The organism is Actinobacillus indolicus (assembly GCF_004519515.1).
GTDB classification, from domain to species: Bacteria; Pseudomonadota; Gammaproteobacteria; order Enterobacterales; family Pasteurellaceae; genus Glaesserella; species Glaesserella indolica_A.
In genome coordinates, this window is sequence record NZ_CP038145.1 from 1,351,077 (window position 1) to 1,375,413 (window position 24,337).

Sequence of the window (24,337 nt, forward strand, 5' to 3'; positions counted from 1 at the left end):
GGGGCATTTGCCCATTTGTTTAATAAGGGCTTGCCTCTACTGACTTTATGAAAAATCATTACTTACCTCATAGTGCCATAGCACATTTCCCAACGTGGACTTATGCGGATTTTGAACAACGAGCATTACAAATTTCCGCTTATTTACAACAAAACAAGATAAAAGCCATTGCTGTATGGTTGGAAGATGGAGCAAATTTAGCTTGTACTTTACTTGCTTGTTGGCACGCTAATGTGAAAGTCCTATTTCCACCCAATGACACACCAGAAAGTGTAACTTGGGCAAATCAACACGCTGATTTTTGGCTGACGGATAACGAACAACCTAAGCCCAGCCATCTTATGTTTTCGGAATTAGCCACCGATTTTCCTTTGCAAAAAATCGATCAAAACCGACCGCTTGTTGATCGCCATAACCAAACAGAACTATGGCTTAAAACTTCAGGTAGCACAGGAGAGGCGAAAACCATTGTCAAAACTGCCGAAGAAATGTGGCTCAGTGCCGAAGTGCTGGCAAATGCGTTGCCGTTTTCTGCTGGCAATGAAATTACGGCGATCAGCAGTGTGAGTATTCAACATATTTACGGCTTGACGGTACATATTATGATGTCGCTCGTACAAGGTTGGGTAATTGGGCGTAAGCAGCAGTTTTTCCCTGAATGTATTATGGCGGAAAGCCAGAAATCATCTCAAACTGTACTAGTCAGTAGCCCTGCAATGTTAAGTCGTATGGATTGGCATAAACCACAGTTACCGAAAGTAGTGGGAATTATCTCGTCAGGTGGGGCATTAGATCCTGATGTGTCTAACCAAATTCGCCAACAACTTCACCAGCCTGTGGTGGAAATTTACGGCAGTACGGAAACAGGTCCAATAGCTATTCGTCAAGATACTGGCTTATGGCAAACCTTACCTTACAGCCAAGTAGGAACAGATGAAGAGGGCGCTTTGTGGTTAGAGGCAAAATGGGCAAAAGATCGCCAACAGACCGCAGATGCCGTTGAAATTCACCCTAATGGCTTTGAATTGTTAGGACGCATTGACCGCATTGTAAAAATTGGTGATAAACGGACATCTCTTGTCAGTGTTGAACAGGCGTTAATGAAACACGACTGGATTGATGATTGCTACATCGGCAAACACCCTGAACATCAACGCCTTGCGACTTGGGCAGGATTGAATGAACTAGGCATTCAGGCATTCCGAGATCACGGAAGAAAGTATGTGATTGAACAACTCAAAACACATTTATCCCAAAGCCAAGAAAAATCGGCAACCCCTCGTTTTTGGCGATTTACCGATAAACTGCCTCGCAACAGCCAATCCAAAATCAGTCGTCTTGAATTTGAACAGATCTGTTTAAATGAGATTGTTGATCCTATTTGGCTAACCCAAGAAAACCAAGAAAATGTACAAATTCTACGCGGAAAAGTCCCGCTTGATCTGCATTTTTTTAAAGGGCATTTTGCAAATTTCCCTTTAGTCCCTGGTGTAATTGAATTGCAGTGGGTGCAAGATCAACTGGTTCGTTATTTTGGTCAAGAAAAGACAATTTTACGCATTGATAACCTCAAATATCAGAAATTTCTCCGCCCAAATGATGAATTTGAACTAACATTAAAATGGGAAGAAACAAAAAATCGTATGGGATTTCAGCTGAAAACCGAAGGTGAAATGTGTGGTAGTGGATTATTTGTATTTGGCGATGAATAGTTTAAAACAACTCACCACCATTTTACTCACAGGGGTAAGCATTGCTTACCCACTCATTTGGCTGTTTGCCCCACAAGATAACCCCGCTATTTTGTTGTATTTGCCTTACATTATGGCGATTTTATGGGGCATAAAATCCTTACAAGCGGTGGGATTTCAGCGTTTTTTTGCAATGGTCATGTCGCTTATTTTAGTCACAATAGGCATTACTCGATCCGTAGAAACAATGTATTGGTATCCCGTGATCATCAGCTTAATGATGTTAGCTATTTTTGGCAGTAGTCTATGGAGTTCTCAATCCATTGTCGAACGCCTCGCTCGCCTGCAAACCCCAGATTTACCCCAAAAAGGCATTATTTATACTCGCAAAGTAACTCAAGTATGGTGTTTGTTTTTTATCCTTAATGCAATTATCACAGCCACTCTTATTTTGTGGGAACAATTTGAGTATTGGGCAATTTATACAGGGATCGTTTCGTATATTTTTATTGGTTTATTGATGGGCGGTGAATGGTTGGTTCGGCAATGGGTGATGAAAAAATAAGGTGGGGAATACCCACCTTATAAAAGATTATTGTGTTTTGGCTAGCTTCAATTTCTGAATTGCTGCTTTCCCTTTTTCTTCAGAAACTTGTTCTAAATTTGCTCCTCCAACAAATACTCCCATTCTGATATATTGACGAATAAAGTAGTTTTTCCCGCCTTCAGTAGTAATGTTGAGATCATTAGTACCAAATTCCGACTCTGTTGAAATTTTATGTTTTCCAGCTTTGACTATTTTGTGGAAAAAAACGTTTGGAGCAGACTCTCCAATAAATTTATCATCAACATAAAGGCTTTTTTTCAGTGCAGCCCCAAAAAAACCTTGATCACGATAAATATAAAGCCCGGATTGCGCTTTAGAAGGGTTGATGAATTTTTTTGCCTCCTCACTTTTCGTATCAGATTCCATCGTTGTTTTTGCACAGCCTGTTAAAATTAGTGTGCCAATCAATAAAAGAGAAGAAAGAAATTTTTTCATTTTGCTCTCCTAGTTAAGCGCAATCAATGATGCTTTTTGTTTTTCATCTAAATGTTCAATGGATATGACGGTCAATTTACGTTTTTTCGTTTTTCCTTTTGGTGCTGATGGTGAGCTGGTCGGAATAAGTTCACCCTCTACTTGTGGTGGAAGTTTATACATTGAACCATTGATTGGATCGATGATTAATAAACCTAATGGTCCTCCAAAGGCAAAATTCCCCCAATACCAGCCATCAATATCTGCGGTAAGTGTTACAGTTTTTGGCGCATAACCTTTTTTCTCAAAAATAATATCGTAAATTGCCTTTTTGAAATAGCCAGCTCCTGCTTCTAATATTACAGTTTTTGGTGTTGTTCCTGTAGAAACCACTTTGCCATCTCTATCTTTAATTGTGAATGTCGAACCTTCTGGTGAAGATTGAATTTCGACTGGATATTTACTGTCACTCACGATAGTAGCGCAACCAGTCATCATTGTCGTGGCAAGCACGAATATCGCTAATTTTGCAAATGCTTTCATAGGGTTATCCTCAATTAGAAACGGTAATTTACACCGAGAGAAAATGTATCTGTTTTGAATTTAAGGCTGTTTTCACCACTTAAACTGGCTTTGTAATATTCTACGCCAGCTTCTAAATTTGGATTAAATGCATATTTCACCCCAACACCATAGCCAAAGCCAAGTGCTCCGCTATTAACCAATGTTCGGTCACTTGTCATTGGAATCGCATCTTCGTTCATGTCAAAAGAGCTACCACCTACACCTATTTTAATGTAAGGCATAATGTTATTGATTCGATAGCCTTGTAAATAAGCAAGACTGAGATGTAAAACTTCTTTTGAAACAGTTTCACCCAGTTCATTTTTCGTAGAAGAACCGCCAGTTCTTAATTTAAGCTCCGCTTGTCCAACAAAATCACCTAAAAAATCAAAACCATAACCGCCAAATACACCAATTCCAAATGCACGAGAGCCATTGGTTGAGAACTTGCCATTAATACTTGAATATCCTAACTCAGAGTAAGGCACAGAAAAACTATGTTTAGTTGAGCTTAATTCACCACCAACATACCATCCTGTAAAATTCTCGTTAGCATTTGATGTTCCGACTAAGCCAAGTAGCAACGCAGTTGCAAGCATTGTTTTTTTCATAGATAAAACCTCATAAATATGTGAGAATAACATAGCAATATATGTGCGAGAGCACATCAGAAATGTTACTAAAACCGTTATTTTTATCCATATACAAACAAGACAGGACACTGTCCAAAATGGTGAGAAATAGCACTATCAGTGGAGTGTTTAAATGAGTACGCACGATACAATTAGGGCAATGAGAGAGATCCACAAGTTATCTCAAGAGGATATGGCAGAGAAGTTAAATATGTCACCCAGCGGTTATTCTAAAATTGAGCGTGGAGAAACCAAATTATATTTAGATAAATTACAGCAAATTGCACAGATATTTAATGTAGATATTGTCGAATTATTAAATACTACGGATAAAAATATTTGTTTTTTAATTAGCGAAAATAGCCAGTCTAGTTCTAATTATTATGGCAATAATGATAGTTTAATTTACGAAAATGAAAAATTAAAACTAGAACTAGAGTATAAAGATAAAATTATTTCTCAAAAAGATAATGAAATTGAGTCCTTAAAAGAGATTATTGCTTTATTAAAACAAAAATAATTGAATGGAATTTATATCTATGTTCAATCATTTTGACCAAAATAACAATTTCATTTCTCGCTCACAACAAATTTCCCAGCAATTACAACAAGATAACATACAAGCGGTAGGATTGTGGTTAGAAGATGCCAGTCAGTTTGCTTGTGTGTTGTTGGCTTGTTTAAATGCAAAAGTGCGGGTGTTATTGCCCCCGAATCTGCTTGAAGAAAATCAGCAATGGGTTAGTGAAAATGCCGATTTTTTCTTTCAGGAGGAACATTTTTCTTCCTATGGTAATTTGCAAAAAATTGAGAAAATCTTACCGCTTGTTGATAAACAAAATCCCACTGAAATCTGGTTAAAGACTTCTGGCAGTAGTGGTGAGGCAAAAATTATCAAAAAAAACGCCCAACAAATGTGGCGAGAAGTTGAAACTTTAAGCCAAGTGTTACCTTTTGAACGTTCAGCGGATATTCATCTGATTGGCAGTGTTAGTGTACAACATTTATATGGATTAACCTTCCGTGTGTTTTTACCGCTTGAAATGGGGTGGCAGTTAGGCACAGTGCAGTTACATTATCCTGAATATTTGATTGCGGAAAGTCGTCATTATCGCTGTATTTGGATCAGTAGCCCTGCTTTATTAACCCATCTTAATTTAGACAACGTAGAACTTGGTCATTGCAAGATCGAAGGTATCATTTCCTCTGGTGGTGCATTACCTGAATTGACAGCAAAAGCATTAAGGGCAAAATTGGCTTGCCCTGTGGTGGAAATTTATGGCAGTACTGAAACAGGGGTGATCGCTCGCCGTTTAGATGAACAATTATGGCAAGCGATGCCAAATAGCCAAATTGGACTCAATGAGCAAGGTGCCTTGTGGGTGCAGTCTGATTGGATTAAAGGGAGAGAGCAAACCGCCGATGCTGTTGAGATCAGCGAGCAGGGATTTAAGTTATTAGGGCGAATTGATCGTATTGTCAAACTAGGCGATAAACGTGTGTCGTTGGTCAATATTGAACAAGACTTACTCAAACACGCTTGGGTGAGCGATTGTTATATTGCCTTACATATTCAGCAACCTCGTCCTTTGGCTTGGGTGGCATTATCTGCAGAAGGAATAGAGGCATTTAGGCGGTTAGGGCGTAAAGCGGTTATCTCTACCTTAAAAAACGCGTTATCTCTTACACAAGAGAAATTTGCCTTGCCCCGTTTTTGGCGTTTTTGTGATAAATTACCTCGCAATAGTCAATCGAAAATTAGCCGTTCAGATTTTGAGAAAATCTGTTTGACGACTGAAAATGAGGTGTGTTGATGCAAGTTGAATTTAAGCCCGTTGTTGTGATTCCCCATTACAACCATTCCAAAACCATTACCAATGTAGTAGAACAAATTTTAGCTCAAGGCTTGCCCGTACTGATTGTCGATGACGGTTCTGCCGTTGAGCATCATTCCATTTTGAAACAACTAGCTCAAAATGAACAGGTGAACGTTGTTTTTTGTGAAAAGAATGGTGGCAAAGGGATGGCGGTTAAAGTTGGGTTTCAACAAGCACTGGAGCAAGGATACACGCACGCCGTTCAAGTGGATGCCGATGGGCAACATCAATTATCCGATATATTAAAAATGGTGGCGTTAGCCAAACAACACCCAACAGCTATCATTTGTGGAAAACCGATTTATGGCGATGATGCACCAAAATCCCGTTTATATGGGCGTAAGATCACTAATTTTTGGCTGACGGTGAATACTCTTTCTTTTGATATTCCTGATGGAATGTGCGGTTTTCGGTTGTATCCATTATCATCCGCTGTTCAAGTTTTCAATGAAGAACGTATCGGCGAACGAATGGACTTTGATGTCGAAGTTTTAGTGCGTTGCCATTGGCGGAAAATCCCAATGATCTGGGTTGATACGCCGGTAAAATATGAACAAGGGGGAGTTTCTCATTTTCGTGGCTGGGCAGATAATTGGTTAATTAGCAAAATGCACGCTCGGTTGTTTTTTGGTATGCTTGGGCGAATATTAACAGGGAAAAGCGTATGAGCCAGCAACATTGGGCAAAGCAGAATGAACGAGGCAATCGCTTTTTTCTCACGTTAACCCGTTTGATTGTGAAACATTTTCCTCTTGGCGGTATTCGTTTTGTGACCTTTTGGGTGGTTCTCTATTTTTTTCTGACCTCCAAAAAGATGAGAATCCACATTCAGCGTTATCAGCACTATTTGCAACAAAGCCACCCTGAAGTGCAATTACCCCGTTATGCCGTTTTTAAACAATTTCTTAGCTTTGGCGAAGCAATTACTGATCGCTTTGCGGTGTGGCAACGGAAAATTCGTTATCAAGATTTGATTGTTGATGATGCGGATAATCTTTATGCCGATATGGATAATCCTGCGGAAAGAGGGCAAATACTCGTCTGTTCCCATTTTGGCAATATTGAGATTTGTCGAGCATTAGTAGGAAGTGGACATCACCCAAATTTTCATTTAAATGTCTTAGTACATAATCGCCACGCAGAAGAATTTAATAAAGCCTTAGTGGAGGCGGGCGCAGACGATCTTTCTCTAATTCAGGTGGAAGATTTAGATGCTCAAAAAATGCTTGCCTTAGCAGAACGAATTGAACGAGGCGAATGGATTGCCATTGCGGCAGATCGAATACCAATTCGGGGAGATAAAACGGAATCCGTTAATTTTTTAGGCAAGTCTGCCCAGTTTCCTCAAGGAGCTTGGTTATTGGCATCACTACTAAAAACCCCGATTAATACGGTGTTTTGTATAAAAGAGCAGGGAAAATACCGCTTGCAACTTCGTCGTTTTTCTTCCGCCATTCAAGGCAGACGGCAAGTGCGTGACCAAAACATTCAAAGTGCGATGCAAAAATACGCCAATTTATTAGCAAAAGAGTGTGCAAAAAATCCATTATTATGGTTTAATTTTTATAATTTTTGGAACGAATAACGCCCAATTATTTCTTACTTAAATAGGAGCTTTTATGAAATTAGCAAAATCTTTAACTATCGCTTTAACTGCATTAGTTGTCGCTGCTTGTGCGCCACGTGATACCACACACTATCTTTCAATCAGTGAAGCGTTAAATTCACCTCAAGCTAAAGAAGTGTTAGATCCAAAAATTAAACTTTATTTTGGTAAACCAGCACCTGGTAAAACTTTAGTAAAAGGCGCAGTCACCAATCCAAAAACTAATGCGTTAAATAAAACGGATTTAGAAGCTTGCCAATGGGCATTCCTATCTGCGGTGAAGCGTTTCCAAGAACGTGCACAAAAAGAGGGTGGCACAAAAGTGGGTAACTTAGTCAGTTACTACAAGAAAAAAGAGTACAGTAGTACAACAAAATATGAATGTCACGCAGGCCGTAGCATTGCTGGCGTAGCCCTAAAAGGCGATATTGTTAAATAATCTTTTGGGTGGGCTATGCTCACCCTACTTCATTTAAGCAATGAGAATAAAAAAACACATTTACGCACGCCACGCCTCAGAATATGAGATCCCTTTTTTCGATGTGGATCCGATGAATATTATGTGGCACGGCAACTACGTTAAATATCTGGAAATGGCACGCTGTGCATTTCTGGAAGAAATTCATTACACCTATGATGTGATGGGTGAAAAAGGTTATAGCTGGCCGATTGTGCAACTGAATTTAAAATATGTAAAACCAGCTCGTTTTCGCCAAAAAATTCGGGTGAATTTAGCGGTTGTGGAATATGAAAGTTGTCTGCGTATTGATTATACGATTGTAGATTGCCAAACCAATCAAAAATTAACCACAGGCAGTACCACTCAAGTTGCTGTAGATTTAAAAACGGGTGAAATGCAGTTGCAGACACCGCAATCTTGGCGCGATACATTGGAAAATTATCACGGGTTTATGCCTTGTCTATAATTTAAGAAACATTTTATGAAAAAACTGATTACGTTTGCTTTTCTGCTATTTTCCCCGTTAGTTTTTGCATTTTCTCAGCAAGATCTTATTACTCAATTGCAAAAACCTAATAACTTACAAGGTGATTTTACCCAACAACGTTTTTTAAAAGCGATGTCAAAACCAATCACCAGCACAGGGCAATTTGTGTTAGTCAAAAATCAAGGGCTGTTATGGCAAATGCAAAAACCTTTTGCCAGCCAGTTACGCGTAAAAAAAGAGGAGATTAGCCACTGGAACGGTTCACAATGGGTGAATAATCAAAAATTAGGGCAATCGGAGCAAATCAATCTCTTTTTAGGCTTGCTGTCAGGGGATATTTCCGCCCTTTCAAGCCAATTTGATCTCGCTTTATCGGGCGATGCGAAAAACTGGATATTAACCCTAACCCCAAACAGCTTATTGATGAAACAAATCTTTACGCATATTGTGATTGGTGGCGATGAGGTAGTAAAACAGATTGAACTCAATGAAACACAAGGCGATAGGACTTTAATTCGCTTTGAAAAAATTCAACAAAATCAACCGCTTTCAGCCTCAGTGAGCAAAGCCTTACACTAGGAATTTGCAAAAATGTGTATCCATCTGACCACTTGTCGCACGCTTTTTCTGCTGTTTTTAGTTGGCGTCTGTGTTTTATTTGGTATCCAGCTACGGTCAGGGCATTGGTTACAAACGGATCTACAAGCACTACTTCCACAGGAACAGCATTGGTCTGCTCTACAAATAGAGGCGGATAAATTTCAAGAACGGCAACTTAATCGCCAAATTATTGGGCTTGTAGGACATTCTGAACCAGAGCAGGCGTTTAAGATTGCTCAACAAATCAGCAAGCGATGGCAGCAAAGCACACTTTTTCAACAGGTTAATAGTAAAATTCAGCCTGATTTACCCCGGCTACGAACCGAAATTCAGCAACTCAGTTTAGCTGTATTGCCTCCAAAAATTCGTACCCAACTACTTGAAAAACCAGAAGAATATTTCCAACAATATGCAGAACAGATTGTTAATCCTTTCGCTCAAACCCATTTATTGCCTTTAGAGCAAGACTGGCTTGGGCTTGGGCGTTTTGTGCTTGCCCAATCGCAAATACAAAGTGCAGTGCAATGGAATGTAGAGAATGGAATGCTTTATATTCCAACGGCAGACATCACTTGGGTGCTATTACGCGGTGAACTGGCGGAAAATGATTTAATCAATCCGCAACAAGCTCTTGCCGATCTGACTCAGCAAAGTGAACAGATAGCGACCAACCAAAATGCAAAATGGTTAGCAACAGGATCTGCCTTATTTGCCAATGCCACTAAACAGCAAGCGGAACAAGAAAGTACCTTAATGAGTCTATTAGGTGTCAGTCTTACACTACTGCTATTACTTGCCGTTTTTCGGACATTCAAGGTTCTGTGGCTTTTTTTACCTATCGGAATCGGAATGTTGTCGGGCGTAGTAGCGACCATTTTAGCTTTCGGGCAAATTCATATTTTAACCTTAGTGATTGGCACAAGTTTGATTGGGGTGCTGATTGATTTTCCACTGCATTGGCTTTCCTCTTCGCTATTTGCAGAGAAATGGCAAGGCGAGCAAGCCATGGCAAAATTACGTTTTACCTTTGTAATTAGTCTTGCTGTTACCTTATTGGGCTATGGCGTGTTAGGCTTTACGATTTTGCCCGTACTAAAACAGACCGCACTTTTTTCCAGTGTGGCATTAATTTGTGCCATTCTTGCCACAATCCTTTTTCTTCCACCTCAATTTCAGCGTTACCAACCTCGCAAGCGGTCAGAGTGGGGCAAAAATTTGCAAATAGCGTTGCCTAATGGGTTAGAAAAAATAATTTTGCTACTGTTAGGTTTATGGATTGCAATCGGTGTGGCGAAAAGTGAATGGAAAGATGATATTCGTCAATGGGTAGCAATGCCAGCAGAGTTGCTTTCTCAAGCCAAACAAATCAGTGAAATTACAGGGATTGATTTAGGTAGCCAATATTTTTTAATTGTGGCAGAAAACGATGGAAAATTGCTCAATGTAGATAAAAGTTTGACTAAACAGCTAGAAGGTTTGGTGGAACAGGGTAAGCTGACGCAGTTTCAATCCTTGAGCCAATGGATAATGTCGGAAACAGAGCAGAAACAATTTGCAAGCCAGTTAGCCTTGCGATTAACGCCACAGGATTATGCCATTTTACAAGAGATCGGTGTTCCGACCGAGCCTATTACTCAATCGCAACATAACTTACCAAACCGACCGTTTGTGAGTTTAAAACAGGCTCTAAGTATGCAGTTGGGGCAAGGGTGGCAGAGCTTGTATCTTGGTGAAATCGTACCGAAACAGGTTGTTGCTTTGGTTAAAGTATCAGGTATTCGAGATCTATCCGCCTTGCAAGCTCTTGCAGATAATCAAGAGATTTTTTGGCAGGATAAACGCTACCATTTAAACCAAGCCTTTGAACAAACACGAGATCAAACGGCATGGTTGAAATTACTCTCTTTTGTCATTGCTGGTTTGCTACTGTGGAAATACTTTGGCTTAAAACAGACGGGAAAAATGTTACTAATTCCACTTTTTGCCATTGTCAGTACCGTTGCGGCATTTGGGTGGCTTGCAATGCCAATTAGTCTGTTTACGATGTTTGGATTGCTATTGGTTTCAGCCATTGGCATTGATTATACGGCCTATATGCAAACCGCTCCTGAACCATTACACAGCAAGCGAGTGGCTATTTTATTGGCAGCAAGTACAACCTTGATTTCATTTTTGCTATTAAGCCTCAGTTCTACCCCGGCTGTAGCCTCTTTTGGAATCAGCGTCAGTATTGGCATTTTATTTAGTGTGCTAAGTACCTTTAAACTATTACGTTAAATATTGGAGAAAGATGATGAGTCAATTTGATGTGGTTATCATTGGCGCAGGGCCATCAGGTTCTGTTTCGGCCTCATTACTTAAAAAACAGGGCTTAAATGTTTGTGTGTTAGAAAAGCAGCATTTCCCTCGTTTTGTAATTGGAGAAAGTTTATTGCCATACTGTATGGATATTTTGTCAGAGGCAGAACTGGTTGATGCTGTTCACACAGAGCCAAGTTTCCAATTCAAAAACGGTGCAGCATTTACTTGGGGAAATCGTAATACCTTTTTTGACTTTACCGATAAATTTACCGCAGGCCCGGGAACAACCTATCAAGTTCGTCGTGGTATCTTCGATAAGATTTTGATTGATGAAACGGCGAAAAAAGGCGTTGAAGTCCGTTTTGGTCACGAAGTATTAGCGTTAGATAATTCAGGCGACGATGCTGTATTAAATGTGCGTACGGAGCAAGGTGAAGAATACCAACTTCGTGCAAAATTTGTGTTAGACGCTAGTGGCTATGGACGTGTATTACCACGTTTATTAGATTTAGAAACGCCATCACACCTTCCTGCACGTATTGCTCACTTTACCCATATTGATGATAACATTACTGATCCTGCTTTTGATCGTAATAAAATTCTAATTACCACTCACCCTGAACACCGTGATGTTTGGCTATGGACAATTCCATTTGCCGATAACCGTTGCTCTATTGGTGTCGTCGGTTTGCCAGAAACCCTTGCTGGCGATAGCGAAACCGTGTTGAAAAAATTTGCGTTGGAATGTCCAATGCTAAAACGCATTTTAGTTAATGCAAATTGGGACAATGAATTCCCATATCGCAATATTCAAGGCTATTCCGCTAATGTAAAAGCCCTACACGGCAAACATTTTGCTTTATTAGGCAATGCGGCAGAATTTTTAGATCCCGTGTTCTCATCAGGCGTGACTATTGCACTACATTCAGCCCGTCTTGCCAGCCGTTTAATTCCACGTCAATTAAAAGGCGAGCAGGTAGATTGGCAAACAGAATTTGCACAGCCATTAATGGTGGGCGTTAATGCATTCCGTACTTATGTGAACGGTTGGTATAGCACTATTTTCCAAGATGTGATTTATGCAAGAAATCCACAACCAGAAATCCGCCAAATGTTATCTTCTATTTTGGCTGGTTATGCTTGGGACGAAAAAAATCCATTTGTGGCAAAATCAGATGCTCGCTTAAAAGCATTAGCAGAATTGTGCGGTGTTGCGACGCAAGATGCATAAAATCAGATTTTCTCTTTGACTAGTTGCTTCAAAATCTGTAATATTCGCACCCTATGCAAAAGGTAAAACTACCCCTAACTATTGACCCATATAAAGACGCACAGCGTCGAATGGACTACGAAGGCTACATTTCTGCGAGCCTACTTAGCCGTTTGGGTGAATCTGTTGGTCAAGTGCTGGGCGATGCACAAGTTACTTTATCGTTATATGTTGATCCGCAAAAACTCACAGTGATTAAAGGCACTGCAAAAGTTGATGTGGAGCTAGACTGTCAACGTTGTGGTAATCCGTTTTCGCAAACACTCGACTGCACATTTTGTTTCAGCCCTGTATCTAATTTAGAGCAGGCGGACAATTTGCCCGAGATTTATGAGCCGATTGAAGTTGATTCTTTTGGTGAAATAAATCTGCTAGAGATGATAGAAGACGAATTCATTCTGTCATTACCTCTAGTACCAATGCATACCGATGAACACTGTGAAGTGTCCGAAAGCGAATTGGTTTTTGGCGAACTACCAGAAGAACTGGCAAAGAAACCAAATCCTTTCGCAATATTAGCTAATTTAAAGAAAAACTAGATCTAGTAGGAGTATAGCCAATGGCTGTTCAACAAAATAAGAAATCTCGTTCACGTCGTGATATGCGTCGTTCACACGATGCGTTAACCACAGCTGCAGTATCTGTAGATGCACGTGGCGAAACCCACTTACGTCACCACGTAACTGCTGACGGTTACTACCGTGGTCGTAAAATCAAATAATCAATAGAATCTCGTAGAGGTTTAAATTGACTCATCTAACTCTTGCGTTAGATGCGATGGGCGGGGACTTTGGTCCCCGTATTACTATCCCCGCATTATCACTTGCGTTGGCTCAACACCCAATGCTCAACTGTATCTTGTTCGGCGACCAAGCTGAAATTTCCTCCTATCTCAATAAACTTTCCCCTGATATTCAACAACGTATCGAATTAGTTCATACAGCAAAAGAGATCGATGCAGACTTGCCTTTTATGCAAGCGATTCGCCAAAGTAAAGGTAGTTCAATGCGTTTGGCAATTGAAGCAGTAGCAAATGGAAAGGCTCAAGGCTGTGTGAGTGGCGGAAATACAGGCGTACTAATGGGGCTGGCAAAACAGCTGATTGAACCTTTGCCAAATATTGATCGTCCTGCATTAACATCTTTGATTCCCACAATTAACGGCAACTCAAGTGTGATGTTAGATCTTGGTGCAAATGTCGAAGCTGATTGTGAATTATTGCTTCAGTTTGCTGAAATGGGTAATGTGTTTGCAGAAGTGATGTTGGACTTGGTCTATCCACGTTTAGCATTGCTCAATATTGGCACGGAAGATCATAAAGGAACACAACAAATTCGAGATACTCACCAACAGCTAAAACAACGTAATCACCTGAATTACATCGGTTTTTTAGAAGGGGATAAGCTAATGAATCACCTTGCTGATGTGATTGTCTGCGATGGTTTTAGCGGTAATATTGCGCTTAAAACCCTTGAAGGGGCAGCAAAAAATATCCTTTCACTCTTTAAAAAACCAACGGAAGATTCACATCTTTGCCGTAATACAAAGCGTTATTTATTACGCTTAATCTTTTATCGTTACTATAAAAAACTACAACAGATCAACCCTGATCGCCATAACGGTGCAACACTGCTCGGCTTATCGTCTGTGGTTGTAAAAAGTCATGGTGGCGCAAGCGAGCGAGCGTTTTTCTATGCGATAGATTATGCGGTGCAACAGGTGACAGGGCAAGTTCCCCAAAAGATAGCTTCTCGATTACAAAAACAATAATTGTAATAAACGAGTGTTAACAAGCGGTCATTTGCAAACCATTTTTTACAAATGACCGCTTGTCTTTTTATCGGGAATATTTGGTGGAATAAGGGTTTATCGGTATAATACGCCCCAATTTTAGAAAATTGAGATAAGAATATGTATAGCAAAATTTTAGCAACTGGGAGCTATATGCCAGCTCAAGTTCGCACAAATGCTGATTTAGAAAAAATGGTGGAAACCTCAGATGAGTGGATTGTCACTCGTTCTGGCATCAAAGAACGTCGCATTGCAGCAGCCGATGAAACCGTTGCAACAATGGGGTTTGAAGCGGCAAAAAAATGTTTGGAACAGGCGAATATCGATCCGCAAGAGATTGATTTAATTGTGGTGGGAACAACCAGTAATTCCCACGCTTATCCAAGTGCGGCTTGCCAAATTCAAGGGTTATTAGGCATTGATGATGCTATCTCTTTTGATGTGGCTGCAGCTTGTACGGGATTTGTGTACGCTTTAAGTGTTGCAGATCAGTTTGTCCGTTCAGGGCAAGTGAAAAAAGCCTTAGTGATCGGTTCAGATCTTAACTCGCGTAATTTAGATGAAACAGATCGTGGAACGGTGATTTTATTCGGTGACGGGGCGGGCGCTGTTATTTTGGATGCGAGTGAAGAAAAAGGCATTATTTCAACACATCTACACGCATCCCCTGAGAAAAATGAAATGCTGATGTTACCTTATTCTCAGCGTGGCGATGAGAGATCAGGTTTTATTTTTATGCAAGGTAATGCTACCTTTAAGCTTGCAGTAAAACAGCTTTCTGATGTGGTTGAAGAGACATTATCTGCAAATCAGTTGGACAAATCCGAATTAGATTGGCTTGTTCCACACCAAGCGAACTTACGTATTATTAGTGCAACGGCTGAAAAACTTGATATGTCGATGGATCAAGTAGTGATCACTCTAGATCGTTATGGCAACACCAGTGCCGCAACCATTCCTGTTGCATTAGATGAAGCGGTGCGTGACGGGCGTATCAAACGTGGGCAACTATTGCTTCTTGAAGCCTTTGGTGGCGGTTGGACTTGGGGTTCTGCCCTTGTTAGATTTTAATCGGTGAACCTTAAGATGTCTGAAAAAATTACTTTTGCCGATAAAAAACGTAAAACCGTTGAACGTGCTGAATTTACTGCAGATGGTCGCTATCTTCGTAAAGTGCGTAGTTTTGTACTGCGTACGGGGCGTTTGAGCGATTATCAGCGTGATATGATGAATAATAACTGGGAAAATCTCGGTTTAGATTACCAAAATACGCCTTTTGATTTTGAAGCGATTTTTGGCAACAGCAATCCTGTTGTGCTGGAAATTGGCTTTGGTATGGGGCGCTCACTCGTGGAAATGGCAGAGCAAAATCCTGATCGCAACTACATTGGGATTGAAGTTCATACCCCTGGGGTTGGTGCTTGTATTGCTTATGCGTTGGAAAAAGGCGTGAAAAACTTGCGAGTGATCTGCCACGATGCGACAGAGATTTTGCGTGATAGTATTGCTGATGCTTCATTAGGTGGATTACAGCTCTATTTCCCTGATCCGTGGCAAAAAGCAAAACACCATAAACGCCGTATTGTTCAGCCTGAATTTATTACTCGTGTATTAACCAAACTGTCGCCGAATGGTTTTATCCATTTTGCAACGGATTGGGAAAACTACGCTGAGCATATGCTAGAAGTATTACGTCAATTTGACGCTTCATTGCAAAATACGTCAGAAACCAACGATTTTATTCCACGCCCTGATTTTCGCCCTTTAACGAAGTTTGAAGAACGTGGGCATAAGTTGGGACACGGCGTGTGGGATTTATATTTTATTAAGAAATAATGTTACTCAAATAGGAGAAAGAAAATGGCTCAACCAATTCGTAATCGCAGACAGCGTAAAAAAATGCACTTAGCAGAGTTCCAAGAATTAGGCTTTTTAGTGAAATTCCAATTTGCTGAAGGCACAGGTATTGATCAAATTGATGCAACCGTTGATCGTTTTATTGATGAAGTGATCCGCCCAAATGGTTTAGCTTATGAAGGCAGTGGCTATTTGCATTGGGAAGGTTTAATTTGCTTAGAAAAATTAGGTAAATGTGATGAATCTCACCGTCAATTAGTGCAAAAATGGTTAGAAGCTAATGGCTTAGTTGAAATCGAAGTGAGTGATTTGTTTGATATTTGGTGGGATTTACCTATCTCTGAATAATATATTGCCTGCTCTCTCTCCTGCTTGAGGGAGAGAGGAATTTTGGAGAAATAAATGGAATTCTTAGCCCCTTTTATTCAGATCATTGTCGGCTTATTTAGCTTTTTATTAGTACTACGTACGTGGCTACAATTCTGTCGTGTCGATCCTTATATGCCGATTTCACAAACATTGATGCGTTTAACCAACCCTGTGTTAAATCCGTTAAGTAAGCTGATCCCAACGGTAAAAGGCATCAACTTTGCTGCACTTTTACTTGCTGCAGGAATCGTTGCGTTACAATTTGTGTTATTCGGTGTGGATGTACCAAGAGCTGTGCTTATCGGCTTATTAAGTGTTGTCAAAACCTTTGGGCAGATTCTCTTTTTTACAACCTTAATCCGTGCCTTAATGAGCTGGGTCACACAGGGAAATCATCCGTTAGATTATACCGTTGCTCAAATTACAGAGCCTGTACTCGGTATTATCCGTAAAATTTTACCAAAAACGGGTATGTTGGACTTTTCTGTGATGGTTTTAGGTTTTGCGTTAATCTTCCTTAATGGGCTGTTTTACCAAGTCTTTGGACAATTATGGGCTGTGGCGTAATGCAAGCGGTCGAATTTTGTGAAAATCCGCAAGGTATCCGCTTGCGGATTTTTTTACAGCCGAAAGCAAGCCGAGATCAAATTGTCGGTTTACACGATAACGAACTCAAAATTGCGATTACCGCTCCCCCTGTTGATGGACAGGCAAATGCTCACTTGCTAAAGTACTTGAGTAAGCTATTTAAAGTCCCGAAAAGCAGTATTGTGTTGGAAAAGGGCGAACTACAACGCCATAAGCAAATTTTTGTGCCAGAACCCAAACAAATTCCTACTGAAATTGAAAAGTTAATTTAGTAGTCGATAATAGGTATTTACTCCATAGTGATATCGAAAGCTAGTTATACAGTCCCAAAGGGACTGAACTATGCTTAACCTAGTACGGCTATGTCGTGCTAGGCATAAATGGTATAAGTTTTACATTTCCCATAGAAAAAATGTGTTAAAACTGCTAATTTACACCTATTGAAAACCATTCTTAATTGAGAGAGAAATTGAAATGTTATTTGCGGTATTCACGATTATCGCCTATCTAGGCGCATTATTATGGATTATGCCAACCCTTGCTCATATTGATGCGGAGAAAAAGCCGAACATCAAAGCGGTTTTAATCTTGGGGATTGTGGCGGTGATCTTCCATATCATCAATATCTCTCAACATCTCATTGTCAGCAACGGGCAAAACTTTACTGTGGCTAATGTGGCTTCTTTAATCAGTGTTATCATCAGTGCTGTCGCTACCTTTGCTCTTACACGTTGGAAAACCGTTTGGTTTCCGCTTTCTATTATCTATTCATTAGGTATTGTTACCGTTGCTTTATCTACCTTTGTAGAAGGAAGTTTTATCAAGCAACTGTCCGAAAATCTTGGCTTGATGTTCCATTTAAGTATTGCGATTACTTCTTACGCCCTATTTTTTATCGCCTTACTCTATGCGATGCAGTTGAAATGGTTAGATAAAAACTTGAAAAGTAAGAAAATGGCATTTTCCCCTGTGCTACCGCCATTAATGACCGTTGAACGCCATTTCTTTACGCTCACCCTTGTTGCACAAGGCTTGTTAACTATTGGGTTAGTGACAGGGATGATTTATCTGCATAACTTTTTTGCGCCAGAGCATATTCATAAAGCGATCTTCTCTTTCATTGCGTGGATTGTGTATAACATCTTATTATTAGGGCAATGGAAATTACGCTGGCGTGGAAATCGGGTGCTTATTTACTCAATTTCAGGTATGATGTTACTTACTATCGCTTATTTCGGTAGTCGAGTTGTGTAATACACTCGTGGAAGCGGTAAGATTCTCTTAAAAATTTGCAAATAAACGCTCAAATCTTACCGCTTGTTGATTCACTAACATAGGACTTTTACTTTGGATACGATCCCCCTGAGTAGTTTATTTATTTCTTTAGCGATTCTGTTAATTCTTTCCGCTTTCTTCTCTAGCTCTGAAACAGGGCTAATGTCACTCAACCGCTACCGTATGCGTCACCTTGCAGAAAAAGGGCATAAAGGGGCGAAACTTGCTGAAAAACTGCTATCTCGCACGGATGTTTTATTAAGCCTTATCTTAATTTGTAATAATTTGGTAAACATCGCCGCTTCTGCGATTGCTACTATGATCGGTATGCAGTTATCAGGTGAAGCAGGCGTGGCGATTGCAACGGGTTTACTGACCTTTGTGATGTTGGTTTTCTCTGAGATTTTACCTAAGACTATTGCCGCACTGTATCCTGAAAAAGTTGGCTTTACGGTCAGTTATCTTCTTATGCCATTACAAAAATTATTAATGCCGTTAGTGTTCTTTATGAACCTAATCATTAATGGTTTGATGAAACTGTTGCGTATTCGTAAATCAGAAAAAGCAGGACTAAGTTCAGAAGAACTGCGTAGTGTCGTGCTTGAAGCAGGGAAATTCATTCCAACTGCTCACCAAGAAATGCTCGTGTCCATTTTAGATATGGAAAAAGTGACCGTAGATGACATTATGGTACCACGTAATGACATCGGCGGTATTGATATTGATGATGACTGGAAGTCTATCATGCGCCAGCTGACTGGTGCTGCCCACAACCGTGTTGTGATTTATAAAGGCAATATGGATAAAAATATTTTGGGTATGTTGCGTGTCCGTGAAGCGTTTCGCTTAATGTTAGAACGTAATGAATTTACCAAAGAGCAACTGATGCGTGCGGTAGATGCGGTTTATTTTATCCCTGAAGGTACGCCATTAAATACCCAGTTGATGAATTTCAAAAACAACAAAGAACGTATCGGGTTAGTGGTAGATGAGTATGGCGATATTAAAGGCTTAATTACCCTTGAAGATATTTTAGAAGAGATTGTCGGCGAATTTACCACATCAACTGCACCGGCTTTAGAAGATGAAGTGAAACCACAATCCGATGGCTCGGTATTGATTGAAGGCTCTGCAAACTTACGAGATTTGAATAAGTTATTCGATTGGAATCTTCCTATTGATGAAGTACGTACCTTTAACGGCTTGATTTTAGAACATCTGGAAAAAATTCCCGATGAAGATACGCAATTTACCTTGCTAAATCTGAAGGTCACCGTTTTAGAAGTGTCGGATAATATGGTGAAGTTGGCGAGAGTAGAGCCACTTAATTTAGAACAAGATGATTGATTCATAAACAAAAATGAGCGTGTAATGAACCTTATACGCTCATTTTTTTATTTTTCTGATCGGAACAGCTCGCTTTTTACATTCTTTTTTTGATACAACGGAGGCATTAGGGTAAAATCTTGCCTTATTTTGTAACGAAAAGAGCTCGCTCATGACAACGCAACTTTCAATAGAACAAATATCTAATCTTGCTCAAGCAGATATGCAGGCAGTCGATCAGGCTATCCTTGCTCAGCTCAATTCAGATGTTGTATTAATTAATCAGCTTGGACACTACATTATCAGCGGTGGTGGCAAGCGTATTCGTCCGCTCATTGCGGTGTTAACTGCAAATGCGATTGGCTATAAAGGTCAAGAACATATTACCTGTGCGGCTTTTGTTGAGTTTATTCATACGGCAACCTTGCTACACGATGATGTGGTTGATGAGTCGGATATGCGTCGTGGACGTGAAACGGCAAATGCCCGTTTTGGTAATGCGGCAAGTGTGCTTGTGGGCGATTTTATCTATACCCGAGCGTTCCAAATGATGGCAAGTTTGCGTTCTCTTGATGTGTTACAAGTGATGTCTGATGCAACCAATGTGATTGCTGAAGGCGAAGTTCAGCAGTTGATGAATGTCAATGATCCTGAAACCACCGAAGCGAATTATATGCAGGTGATTTACAGTAAAACCGCTCGCCTGTTTGAAGCGGCAAGTCAATGCTCTGCGATTGTATCAGGTGCAGACCAAGCGACTGTGATTGCGATGCGTGATTATGGTCGCTATCTCGGTACGGCGTTCCAACTGGTTGATGACATTCTAGATTACAGTGCGAATGCTGAACAATTAGGCAAAAATATCGGTGATGATTTAGCCGAAGGTAAACCAACCTTGCCATTGTTACACGCAATGCGAAGCAGTAATCCGCAACAAGCAGCGTTAATTCGTGAAGCGATTGAGCAAGGCGGAAAACGTGAAGCCTTAGACGAAATTTTGGCGATTATGGCAGAGCATAAATCTTTAGATTACACAATGGAACGTGCCAAACAGGAAGCCCAGAAAGCCGTTGATGCGATAGCTATTTTGCCAGAAAGCGAATATAAACAAGCGTTGATTTCATTGGCATATTTGTCGGTGGATCGGAGTTATTAAGTAAATGTTACTTTTCTTTGCTTCGCCAAAGAAAAGTAACCAAAAGAAAGGCGACCCTACTTCACCGCTTATCTTCGCTTAGTTTAAATTTGCTTAACGGAACATTTTAAATTCGCCAACTTCGTTGGCTCAGAGAAAAATGTTCCTACAAATTTAAACACGCTCAGGCGGTTCAGAAGGGGTTATATATTGTGATAAGAAAATATAAATGACAGAACAAACCAACCAACCCCAAGCCCACAAAGAAGCGTTACAACAAAAACGCAAATTGACTCGTAAAGGCAAAGATCCGAACGCTCCTTTTGTGCGTGAAAAATTAGAACTGCCAAACGGACACAACAAACTTTTACTACACTCTTGCTGTGCCCCTTGTTCAGGTGAAGTAATGGAAGCTATTCACGCTTCAGGGATCGAATTTGCGATCTACTTCTACAACCCAAACATTCACCCATTAAAAGAGTATCTGCTACGCAAAGAAGAGAACATTCGCTTTGCTGAAAAACACGGTATTCCGTTTATTGATGTCGATGACGATTATGAAAACGACCGCAAAGAGTGGTTCAAAAAGGCAGAAGGAATGGAGTGGGAGCCAGAACGTGGTATTCGTTGCACAATGTGCTTTGATATGCGTTTTGAAAAAACCGCAAAATATGCCCACGAAAACGGCTACCCTGTTTTTACCAGCTGTTTAGGTATTTCCCGTTGGAAAGATATGAACCAAATCAACGGTTGCGGACACCGTGCGGCAGCCGCTTATGATGATGTGGTTTATTGGGATTATAACTGGCGTAAAAACGGCGGTTCACAACGGATGATCGAAATCAGCAAGCGTGAACGTTTCTACCAACAAGAATATTGTGGCTGTGTCTATTCGTTGCGTGATTCAAATAAATGGCGTTTAGAAACGGGACGACAACGCATTGAAATAGGTAAATTGTATTATTCGCCGGATTAAGAAATTTCCCTGAAATATCATAATGTTGCATTGGAGGAAATATGGATTTAAAAACATTTTGGGATAACTGGGTTCCGATTTGGGCAGTTTCTCGCCAAATTCCCCCTGCAAAAGTGATTAAAAACGGTTATTTATTTGAAGAAGTTAAAGACGGTAAGCGTGAACAAGAGCTATTGCTATATAGTCCAGAAGGAATGACTGAAGCAGAGGCTTATTTATCCGATAAAGATTATTTCTGTGTCAGTGGTTTAAAAGAAGGGTTTTCTGTACCTAAAGGTTGGGTTCATCGCTTGTTTAACTTTATGATGATAAACAACCACCTTCAGATGCAAGCGGTTAGTTTGGCAGAAAAATTTGCAATTCAAACGGAAAAATCTGAAAACCGTTTCGTGGTAAAAATCTATCATCAACAAACATTAGCAAGCAGAGGGCAAGTTGCCTATCAAAACGGCTATGCGGTGGTTGATTTGATTGAAACTAACGAAAATTATCGCCGCCAAGGGCTCGCTACCCAAGTCATGAAATTACTGACCAACTATGTGGTAGAAAACGGTGTGACGGTCGGGCTTCTGTGTGCCAGCGCACAAGGTAAACCACTTTATGAAGCACTCGGTTGGTATGTGATTGGGCAGTATTCAAGAATGGTTAAAGCAACGATTTAAATTTATATTAAGAGGAACAAACAATGTCTAAATTTGCAATGGTATTCCCAGGACAAGGCTCACAAGCGGTTGGTATGCTTGCTGATCTTGCACCTGTTTACCCTGTGGTAGAACAAACTTTCAAACAAGCAAGCGATGTGCTTGGTTATGATTTATGGGATTTAGTCCAAAACGGCACAGCAGAAGATTTGGGTAAAACTGAACGCACCCAACCTGCGTTATTGGCGGCTTCTGTTGCGTTATACCGTATTTGGCAAGAAAAATTCCCTGAGCAAAAACCTGCGGTAATGGCAGGACACAGCTTGGGTGAATATTCGGCGTTGGTTTGTGCTGGCGTGTTGGATTTCCAAGATGCGATTAAATTAGTGGAATTGCGTGGCCAAGCGATGCAAAGTGCTGTGCCAGCAGGTACAGGGGCGATGTTTGCGATTATCGGTTTAGATAATGAAGCGATTATCAAAGCGTGCGAACAAGCAGCAAGTGAAGTGGGCGAAGTGGTTTCTGCGGTAAACTTTAACTCACCAGGTCAAGTGGTTATTGCCGGCACGAAAGCGGCAGCGGAGCGTGCAGGCGAATTATGTAAAGAAGCAGGAGCAAAACGTGCGTTACCATTGGCGGTGAGCGTGCCTTCACACTGTGCATTAATGAGGCCAGCAGCAGAAAAATTAGCTGTAGCATTGCAAAATATTTCATTAAACGCACCGCTTGTTCCTGTGATTAACAATGTAGATGTAGCCGTTGAAACCGATGCGAATAAGATCCGTGATGCGTTAGTTCGTCAGCTTTACAGCCCTGTGCGCTGGACAGAAACGGTCGAAAAAATGGCACAAGAGGGTGTAACAACCTTATATGAAATTGGTCCGAATAAAGTCTTAACAGGCTTGGCGAGCCGTATTGTGAAAGAGTTATCGGCAAAAGCGGTGAATGATGTCGCATCGTTTGATGCAATTTAATCGTAGGTCGGGCATTTATGCCCGACAATCATCAATAAATAAACATTGGGCATAAATGCCCGACCTACAAAGGGAAAAATATATGCAAAACAAAATCGCATTAGTCACAGGGGCAACTCGTGGAATTGGGCGTGCAATCGCTGAAGAATTAGTATCTAAAGGTGCATTTGTGATTGGCACGGCAACATCAGAAAAAGGGGCTGAGGCAATCTCAGCTTACTTAGGCGACAAAGGCAAAGGCTTAGTGTTAAACGTGGCTGATGCTGAATCTATTGAGCAAGTACTTGCGCAAATCAAAGAACAGTTTGGCGACATTGATATTCTCGTTAATAACGCAGGGATTACCCGTGACGGTTTATTAATGCGTATGAAAGAAGATGATTGGTTCGATATTATTCAAACCAACTTAACCTCAATTTACCGTTTATCTAAAGCTGTATTGCGCCCGATGATGAAAAAAGGCGGTCGTATTATTTCTATTGGTTCGGTGGTCGGCTCAATGGGTAATCCAGGTCAAACCAACTACTGTGCGGCAAAAGCGGGTCTTGTCGGTTTTTCTAAATCACTAGCGAAAGAAGTGGCTTCTCGTGGCGTAACTGTAAACGTGGTTGCTCCAGGTTTTATCGCAACGGATATGACGGACGAACTTACCGAAGATCAAAAAAATGTGATCTTAAGCCAAATTCCAGCAGGTAAACTTGGCTCACCACAAGACATCGCAAAAGCGGTGGCATTCTTAGCTTCTGATGATGCGGCATATATCAACGGCGAAACCATCCATGTCAACGGTGGTTTATACATGAATTAACCGCAACAAGCGGTCTGTTTTTAGCCGAATTTTACAGATTGTGGGATTCGGTTTTTTCTTTTTTAGTTATTTTTATTTTTTTGGATAG

29 protein-coding genes are annotated in these 24,337 nt (G+C 40.5%); 26 read left to right on the top strand and 3 right to left on the bottom strand.

From position 1 onward, the window contains the following. Positions 1-47: 47 nt before the first annotated feature. Both EXH44_RS06710 and EXH44_RS06715 read left to right on the top strand, forming a co-directional pair. A complete protein-coding gene (locus EXH44_RS06710) occupies positions 48-1,712 on the top strand; it encodes an ApeI family dehydratase (RefSeq protein WP_162856774.1) in 1,665 nt (554 codons plus the stop codon). Further along, positions 1,705-2,256, top strand: coding sequence for a COG4648 family protein (locus tag EXH44_RS06715; protein ID WP_162856775.1), 552 nt, complete (start codon positions 1,705-1,707; stop codon positions 2,254-2,256). Before EXH44_RS06710 ends, EXH44_RS06715 begins: the two co-directional genes overlap by 8 nt. Before the next feature lie 27 nt (positions 2,257-2,283). On the opposite strand, the gene EXH44_RS06720 is transcribed toward EXH44_RS06715, so the two are convergent. From EXH44_RS06720 to EXH44_RS06730, 3 genes are read right to left on the bottom strand one after another with little or no spacing between them, the layout of a single operon-like run. Then, positions 2,284-2,733 (bottom strand): DUF2846 domain-containing protein, encoded by a 450-nt coding sequence (locus EXH44_RS06720; protein WP_162856776.1) that lies wholly within the window; start codon positions 2,731-2,733, stop codon positions 2,284-2,286. 9 nt (positions 2,734-2,742) lie between these two features. Then, complete coding sequence (locus EXH44_RS06725; protein WP_162856777.1) at positions 2,743-3,255, bottom strand: peptidase associated/transthyretin-like domain-containing protein; 513 nt, start codon at positions 3,253-3,255, stop codon at positions 2,743-2,745. A 14-nt stretch (positions 3,256-3,269) separates the two neighbouring features. After that, a complete protein-coding gene (locus tag EXH44_RS06730) occupies positions 3,270-3,887 on the bottom strand; it encodes a porin family protein (protein WP_162856778.1) in 618 nt (205 codons plus the stop codon). A 154-nt stretch (positions 3,888-4,041) separates the two neighbouring features. Here EXH44_RS06730 and EXH44_RS06735 point away from each other — a divergent pair, with 154 nt between their 5' ends. The 24 genes from EXH44_RS06735 (at position 4,042) to fabG (ending at position 24,249) form a co-directional block, all read left to right on the top strand. Further along, on the top strand, positions 4,042-4,428 hold the full coding sequence (locus tag EXH44_RS06735; protein WP_162856779.1) for a helix-turn-helix domain-containing protein: 387 nt from the start codon (positions 4,042-4,044) through the stop codon (positions 4,426-4,428). 19 nt (positions 4,429-4,447) lie between these two features. Next, positions 4,448-5,722 (top strand): AMP-binding protein, encoded by a 1,275-nt coding sequence (locus tag EXH44_RS06740; RefSeq protein WP_162856780.1) that lies wholly within the window; start codon positions 4,448-4,450, stop codon positions 5,720-5,722. Then, complete coding sequence (locus EXH44_RS06745) at positions 5,722-6,453, top strand: glycosyltransferase family 2 protein (protein ID WP_162856781.1); 732 nt, start codon at positions 5,722-5,724, stop codon at positions 6,451-6,453. Before EXH44_RS06740 ends, EXH44_RS06745 begins: the two co-directional genes overlap by 1 nt. Next, positions 6,450-7,370: an LpxL/LpxP family acyltransferase gene (locus EXH44_RS06750; RefSeq protein WP_162856782.1), complete on the top strand. Its 921-nt coding sequence runs from the start codon at positions 6,450-6,452 to the stop codon at positions 7,368-7,370. Before EXH44_RS06745 ends, EXH44_RS06750 begins: the two co-directional genes overlap by 4 nt. Before the next feature lie 34 nt (positions 7,371-7,404). Then, positions 7,405-7,830, top strand: coding sequence for an excinuclease ABC subunit A (locus EXH44_RS06755; protein ID WP_162856783.1), 426 nt, complete (start codon positions 7,405-7,407; stop codon positions 7,828-7,830). A 46-nt stretch (positions 7,831-7,876) separates the two neighbouring features. Beyond that, positions 7,877-8,317 (top strand): acyl-CoA thioesterase, encoded by a 441-nt coding sequence (locus EXH44_RS06760; protein WP_208717198.1) that lies wholly within the window; start codon positions 7,877-7,879, stop codon positions 8,315-8,317. Positions 8,318-8,332: 15 nt separating this feature from the next. Beyond that, positions 8,333-8,917 carry a LolA family protein gene (locus EXH44_RS06765; protein WP_162856785.1) on the top strand — a complete coding sequence of 195 codons (585 nt, stop codon included), beginning with the start codon at positions 8,333-8,335 and terminating at the stop codon, positions 8,915-8,917. A 12-nt stretch (positions 8,918-8,929) separates the two neighbouring features. After that, positions 8,930-11,215 (top strand): MMPL family transporter, encoded by a 2,286-nt coding sequence (locus EXH44_RS06770; RefSeq protein ID WP_162856786.1) that lies wholly within the window; start codon positions 8,930-8,932, stop codon positions 11,213-11,215. Between the two features lie 13 nt (positions 11,216-11,228). Continuing rightward, positions 11,229-12,470 (top strand): NAD(P)/FAD-dependent oxidoreductase, encoded by a 1,242-nt coding sequence (locus EXH44_RS06775; RefSeq protein WP_244238713.1) that lies wholly within the window; start codon positions 11,229-11,231, stop codon positions 12,468-12,470. 53 nt (positions 12,471-12,523) lie between these two features. Continuing rightward, positions 12,524-13,048, top strand: a complete 525-nt coding sequence (yceD, locus tag EXH44_RS06780; protein ID WP_162856787.1) for a 23S rRNA accumulation protein YceD — start codon at positions 12,524-12,526, stop codon at positions 13,046-13,048. Between the two features lie 20 nt (positions 13,049-13,068). Continuing rightward, on the top strand, positions 13,069-13,230 hold the full coding sequence (rpmF, locus tag EXH44_RS06785) for a 50S ribosomal protein L32 (protein WP_005711065.1): 162 nt from the start codon (positions 13,069-13,071) through the stop codon (positions 13,228-13,230). A 26-nt stretch (positions 13,231-13,256) separates the two neighbouring features. After that, positions 13,257-14,279, top strand: coding sequence for a phosphate acyltransferase PlsX (gene plsX / locus EXH44_RS06790; RefSeq protein WP_162856788.1), 1,023 nt, complete (start codon positions 13,257-13,259; stop codon positions 14,277-14,279). A 141-nt stretch (positions 14,280-14,420) separates the two neighbouring features. After that, positions 14,421-15,371, top strand: a complete 951-nt coding sequence (locus EXH44_RS06795; RefSeq protein WP_162856789.1) for a beta-ketoacyl-ACP synthase III — start codon at positions 14,421-14,423, stop codon at positions 15,369-15,371. A gap of 15 nt (positions 15,372-15,386) precedes the next feature. Beyond that, positions 15,387-16,136, top strand: a complete 750-nt coding sequence (gene trmB / locus EXH44_RS06800) for a tRNA (guanosine(46)-N7)-methyltransferase TrmB (RefSeq protein WP_162856790.1) — start codon at positions 15,387-15,389, stop codon at positions 16,134-16,136. A gap of 24 nt (positions 16,137-16,160) precedes the next feature. Further along, positions 16,161-16,505, top strand: coding sequence for a YggL family protein (locus EXH44_RS06805; protein ID WP_135676010.1), 345 nt, complete (start codon positions 16,161-16,163; stop codon positions 16,503-16,505). A 54-nt stretch (positions 16,506-16,559) separates the two neighbouring features. After that, a complete protein-coding gene (locus tag EXH44_RS06810; protein ID WP_162856791.1) occupies positions 16,560-17,093 on the top strand; it encodes a YggT family protein in 534 nt (177 codons plus the stop codon). Beyond that, a complete protein-coding gene (yggU, locus tag EXH44_RS06815; RefSeq protein ID WP_162857541.1) occupies positions 17,093-17,386 on the top strand; it encodes a DUF167 family protein YggU in 294 nt (97 codons plus the stop codon). The genes EXH44_RS06810 and yggU overlap by 1 nt, the downstream gene beginning before the upstream one ends. Before the next feature lie 202 nt (positions 17,387-17,588). After that, positions 17,589-18,368, top strand: coding sequence for a cytochrome C assembly family protein (locus EXH44_RS06820; RefSeq protein ID WP_162856792.1), 780 nt, complete (start codon positions 17,589-17,591; stop codon positions 18,366-18,368). Positions 18,369-18,461: 93 nt separating this feature from the next. Beyond that, on the top strand, positions 18,462-19,736 hold the full coding sequence (locus EXH44_RS06825; RefSeq protein WP_162856793.1) for an HlyC/CorC family transporter: 1,275 nt from the start codon (positions 18,462-18,464) through the stop codon (positions 19,734-19,736). Between the two features lie 151 nt (positions 19,737-19,887). Beyond that, positions 19,888-20,871, top strand: a complete 984-nt coding sequence (gene ispB / locus EXH44_RS06830) for an octaprenyl diphosphate synthase (RefSeq protein WP_162856794.1) — start codon at positions 19,888-19,890, stop codon at positions 20,869-20,871. A gap of 208 nt (positions 20,872-21,079) precedes the next feature. Beyond that, a complete protein-coding gene (locus tag EXH44_RS06835) occupies positions 21,080-21,826 on the top strand; it encodes an epoxyqueuosine reductase QueH (protein WP_162856795.1) in 747 nt (248 codons plus the stop codon). 41 nt (positions 21,827-21,867) lie between these two features. After that, complete coding sequence (locus tag EXH44_RS06840) at positions 21,868-22,488, top strand: GNAT family N-acetyltransferase (RefSeq protein ID WP_162856796.1); 621 nt, start codon at positions 21,868-21,870, stop codon at positions 22,486-22,488. Positions 22,489-22,511: 23 nt separating this feature from the next. Continuing rightward, positions 22,512-23,441 carry an ACP S-malonyltransferase gene (fabD, locus tag EXH44_RS06845; RefSeq protein ID WP_162856797.1) on the top strand — a complete coding sequence of 310 codons (930 nt, stop codon included), beginning with the start codon at positions 22,512-22,514 and terminating at the stop codon, positions 23,439-23,441. An 82-nt stretch (positions 23,442-23,523) separates the two neighbouring features. Next, complete coding sequence (gene fabG, locus EXH44_RS06850) at positions 23,524-24,249, top strand: 3-oxoacyl-ACP reductase FabG (protein WP_162856798.1); 726 nt, start codon at positions 23,524-23,526, stop codon at positions 24,247-24,249. Positions 24,250-24,337 lie beyond the last annotated feature (88 nt).

Bases quoted from the DNA above. Each gene is read 5' to 3' on its own strand.
- EXH44_RS06710 (WP_162856774.1), top strand. From the start codon at position 48: ATGAAAAATCATTACTTACCTCATAGTGCCATAGCACATTTCCCAACG.
- EXH44_RS06715 (WP_162856775.1), top strand. From the start codon at position 1,705: ATGAATAGTTTAAAACAACTCACCACCATTTTACTCACAGGGGTAAGC.
- EXH44_RS06720 (WP_162856776.1), bottom strand. From the start codon at position 2,733: ATGAAAAAATTTCTTTCTTCTCTTTTATTGATTGGCACACTAATTTTA.
- EXH44_RS06725 (WP_162856777.1), bottom strand. From the start codon at position 3,255: ATGAAAGCATTTGCAAAATTAGCGATATTCGTGCTTGCCACGACAATG.
- EXH44_RS06730 (WP_162856778.1), bottom strand. From the start codon at position 3,887: ATGAAAAAAACAATGCTTGCAACTGCGTTGCTACTTGGCTTAGTCGGA.
- EXH44_RS06735 (WP_162856779.1), top strand. From the start codon at position 4,042: ATGAGTACGCACGATACAATTAGGGCAATGAGAGAGATCCACAAGTTA.
- EXH44_RS06740 (WP_162856780.1), top strand. From the start codon at position 4,448: ATGTTCAATCATTTTGACCAAAATAACAATTTCATTTCTCGCTCACAA.
- EXH44_RS06745 (WP_162856781.1), top strand. From the start codon at position 5,722: ATGCAAGTTGAATTTAAGCCCGTTGTTGTGATTCCCCATTACAACCAT.
- EXH44_RS06750 (WP_162856782.1), top strand. From the start codon at position 6,450: ATGAGCCAGCAACATTGGGCAAAGCAGAATGAACGAGGCAATCGCTTT.
- EXH44_RS06755 (WP_162856783.1), top strand. From the start codon at position 7,405: ATGAAATTAGCAAAATCTTTAACTATCGCTTTAACTGCATTAGTTGTC.
- EXH44_RS06765 (WP_162856785.1), top strand. From the start codon at position 8,333: ATGAAAAAACTGATTACGTTTGCTTTTCTGCTATTTTCCCCGTTAGTT.
- EXH44_RS06770 (WP_162856786.1), top strand. From the start codon at position 8,930: ATGTGTATCCATCTGACCACTTGTCGCACGCTTTTTCTGCTGTTTTTA.
- EXH44_RS06775 (WP_244238713.1), top strand. From the start codon at position 11,229: ATGATGAGTCAATTTGATGTGGTTATCATTGGCGCAGGGCCATCAGGT.
- yceD (WP_162856787.1), top strand. From the start codon at position 12,524: ATGCAAAAGGTAAAACTACCCCTAACTATTGACCCATATAAAGACGCA.
- rpmF (WP_005711065.1), top strand. From the start codon at position 13,069: ATGGCTGTTCAACAAAATAAGAAATCTCGTTCACGTCGTGATATGCGT.
- EXH44_RS06795 (WP_162856789.1), top strand. From the start codon at position 14,421: ATGTATAGCAAAATTTTAGCAACTGGGAGCTATATGCCAGCTCAAGTT.
- trmB (WP_162856790.1), top strand. From the start codon at position 15,387: ATGTCTGAAAAAATTACTTTTGCCGATAAAAAACGTAAAACCGTTGAA.
- EXH44_RS06805 (WP_135676010.1), top strand. From the start codon at position 16,161: ATGGCTCAACCAATTCGTAATCGCAGACAGCGTAAAAAAATGCACTTA.
- EXH44_RS06810 (WP_162856791.1), top strand. From the start codon at position 16,560: ATGGAATTCTTAGCCCCTTTTATTCAGATCATTGTCGGCTTATTTAGC.
- yggU (WP_162857541.1), top strand. From the start codon at position 17,093: ATGCAAGCGGTCGAATTTTGTGAAAATCCGCAAGGTATCCGCTTGCGG.
- EXH44_RS06820 (WP_162856792.1), top strand. From the start codon at position 17,589: ATGTTATTTGCGGTATTCACGATTATCGCCTATCTAGGCGCATTATTA.
- ispB (WP_162856794.1), top strand. From the start codon at position 19,888: ATGACAACGCAACTTTCAATAGAACAAATATCTAATCTTGCTCAAGCA.
- EXH44_RS06835 (WP_162856795.1), top strand. From the start codon at position 21,080: ATGACAGAACAAACCAACCAACCCCAAGCCCACAAAGAAGCGTTACAA.
- EXH44_RS06840 (WP_162856796.1), top strand. From the start codon at position 21,868: ATGGATTTAAAAACATTTTGGGATAACTGGGTTCCGATTTGGGCAGTT.
- fabD (WP_162856797.1), top strand. From the start codon at position 22,512: ATGTCTAAATTTGCAATGGTATTCCCAGGACAAGGCTCACAAGCGGTT.
- fabG (WP_162856798.1), top strand. From the start codon at position 23,524: ATGCAAAACAAAATCGCATTAGTCACAGGGGCAACTCGTGGAATTGGG.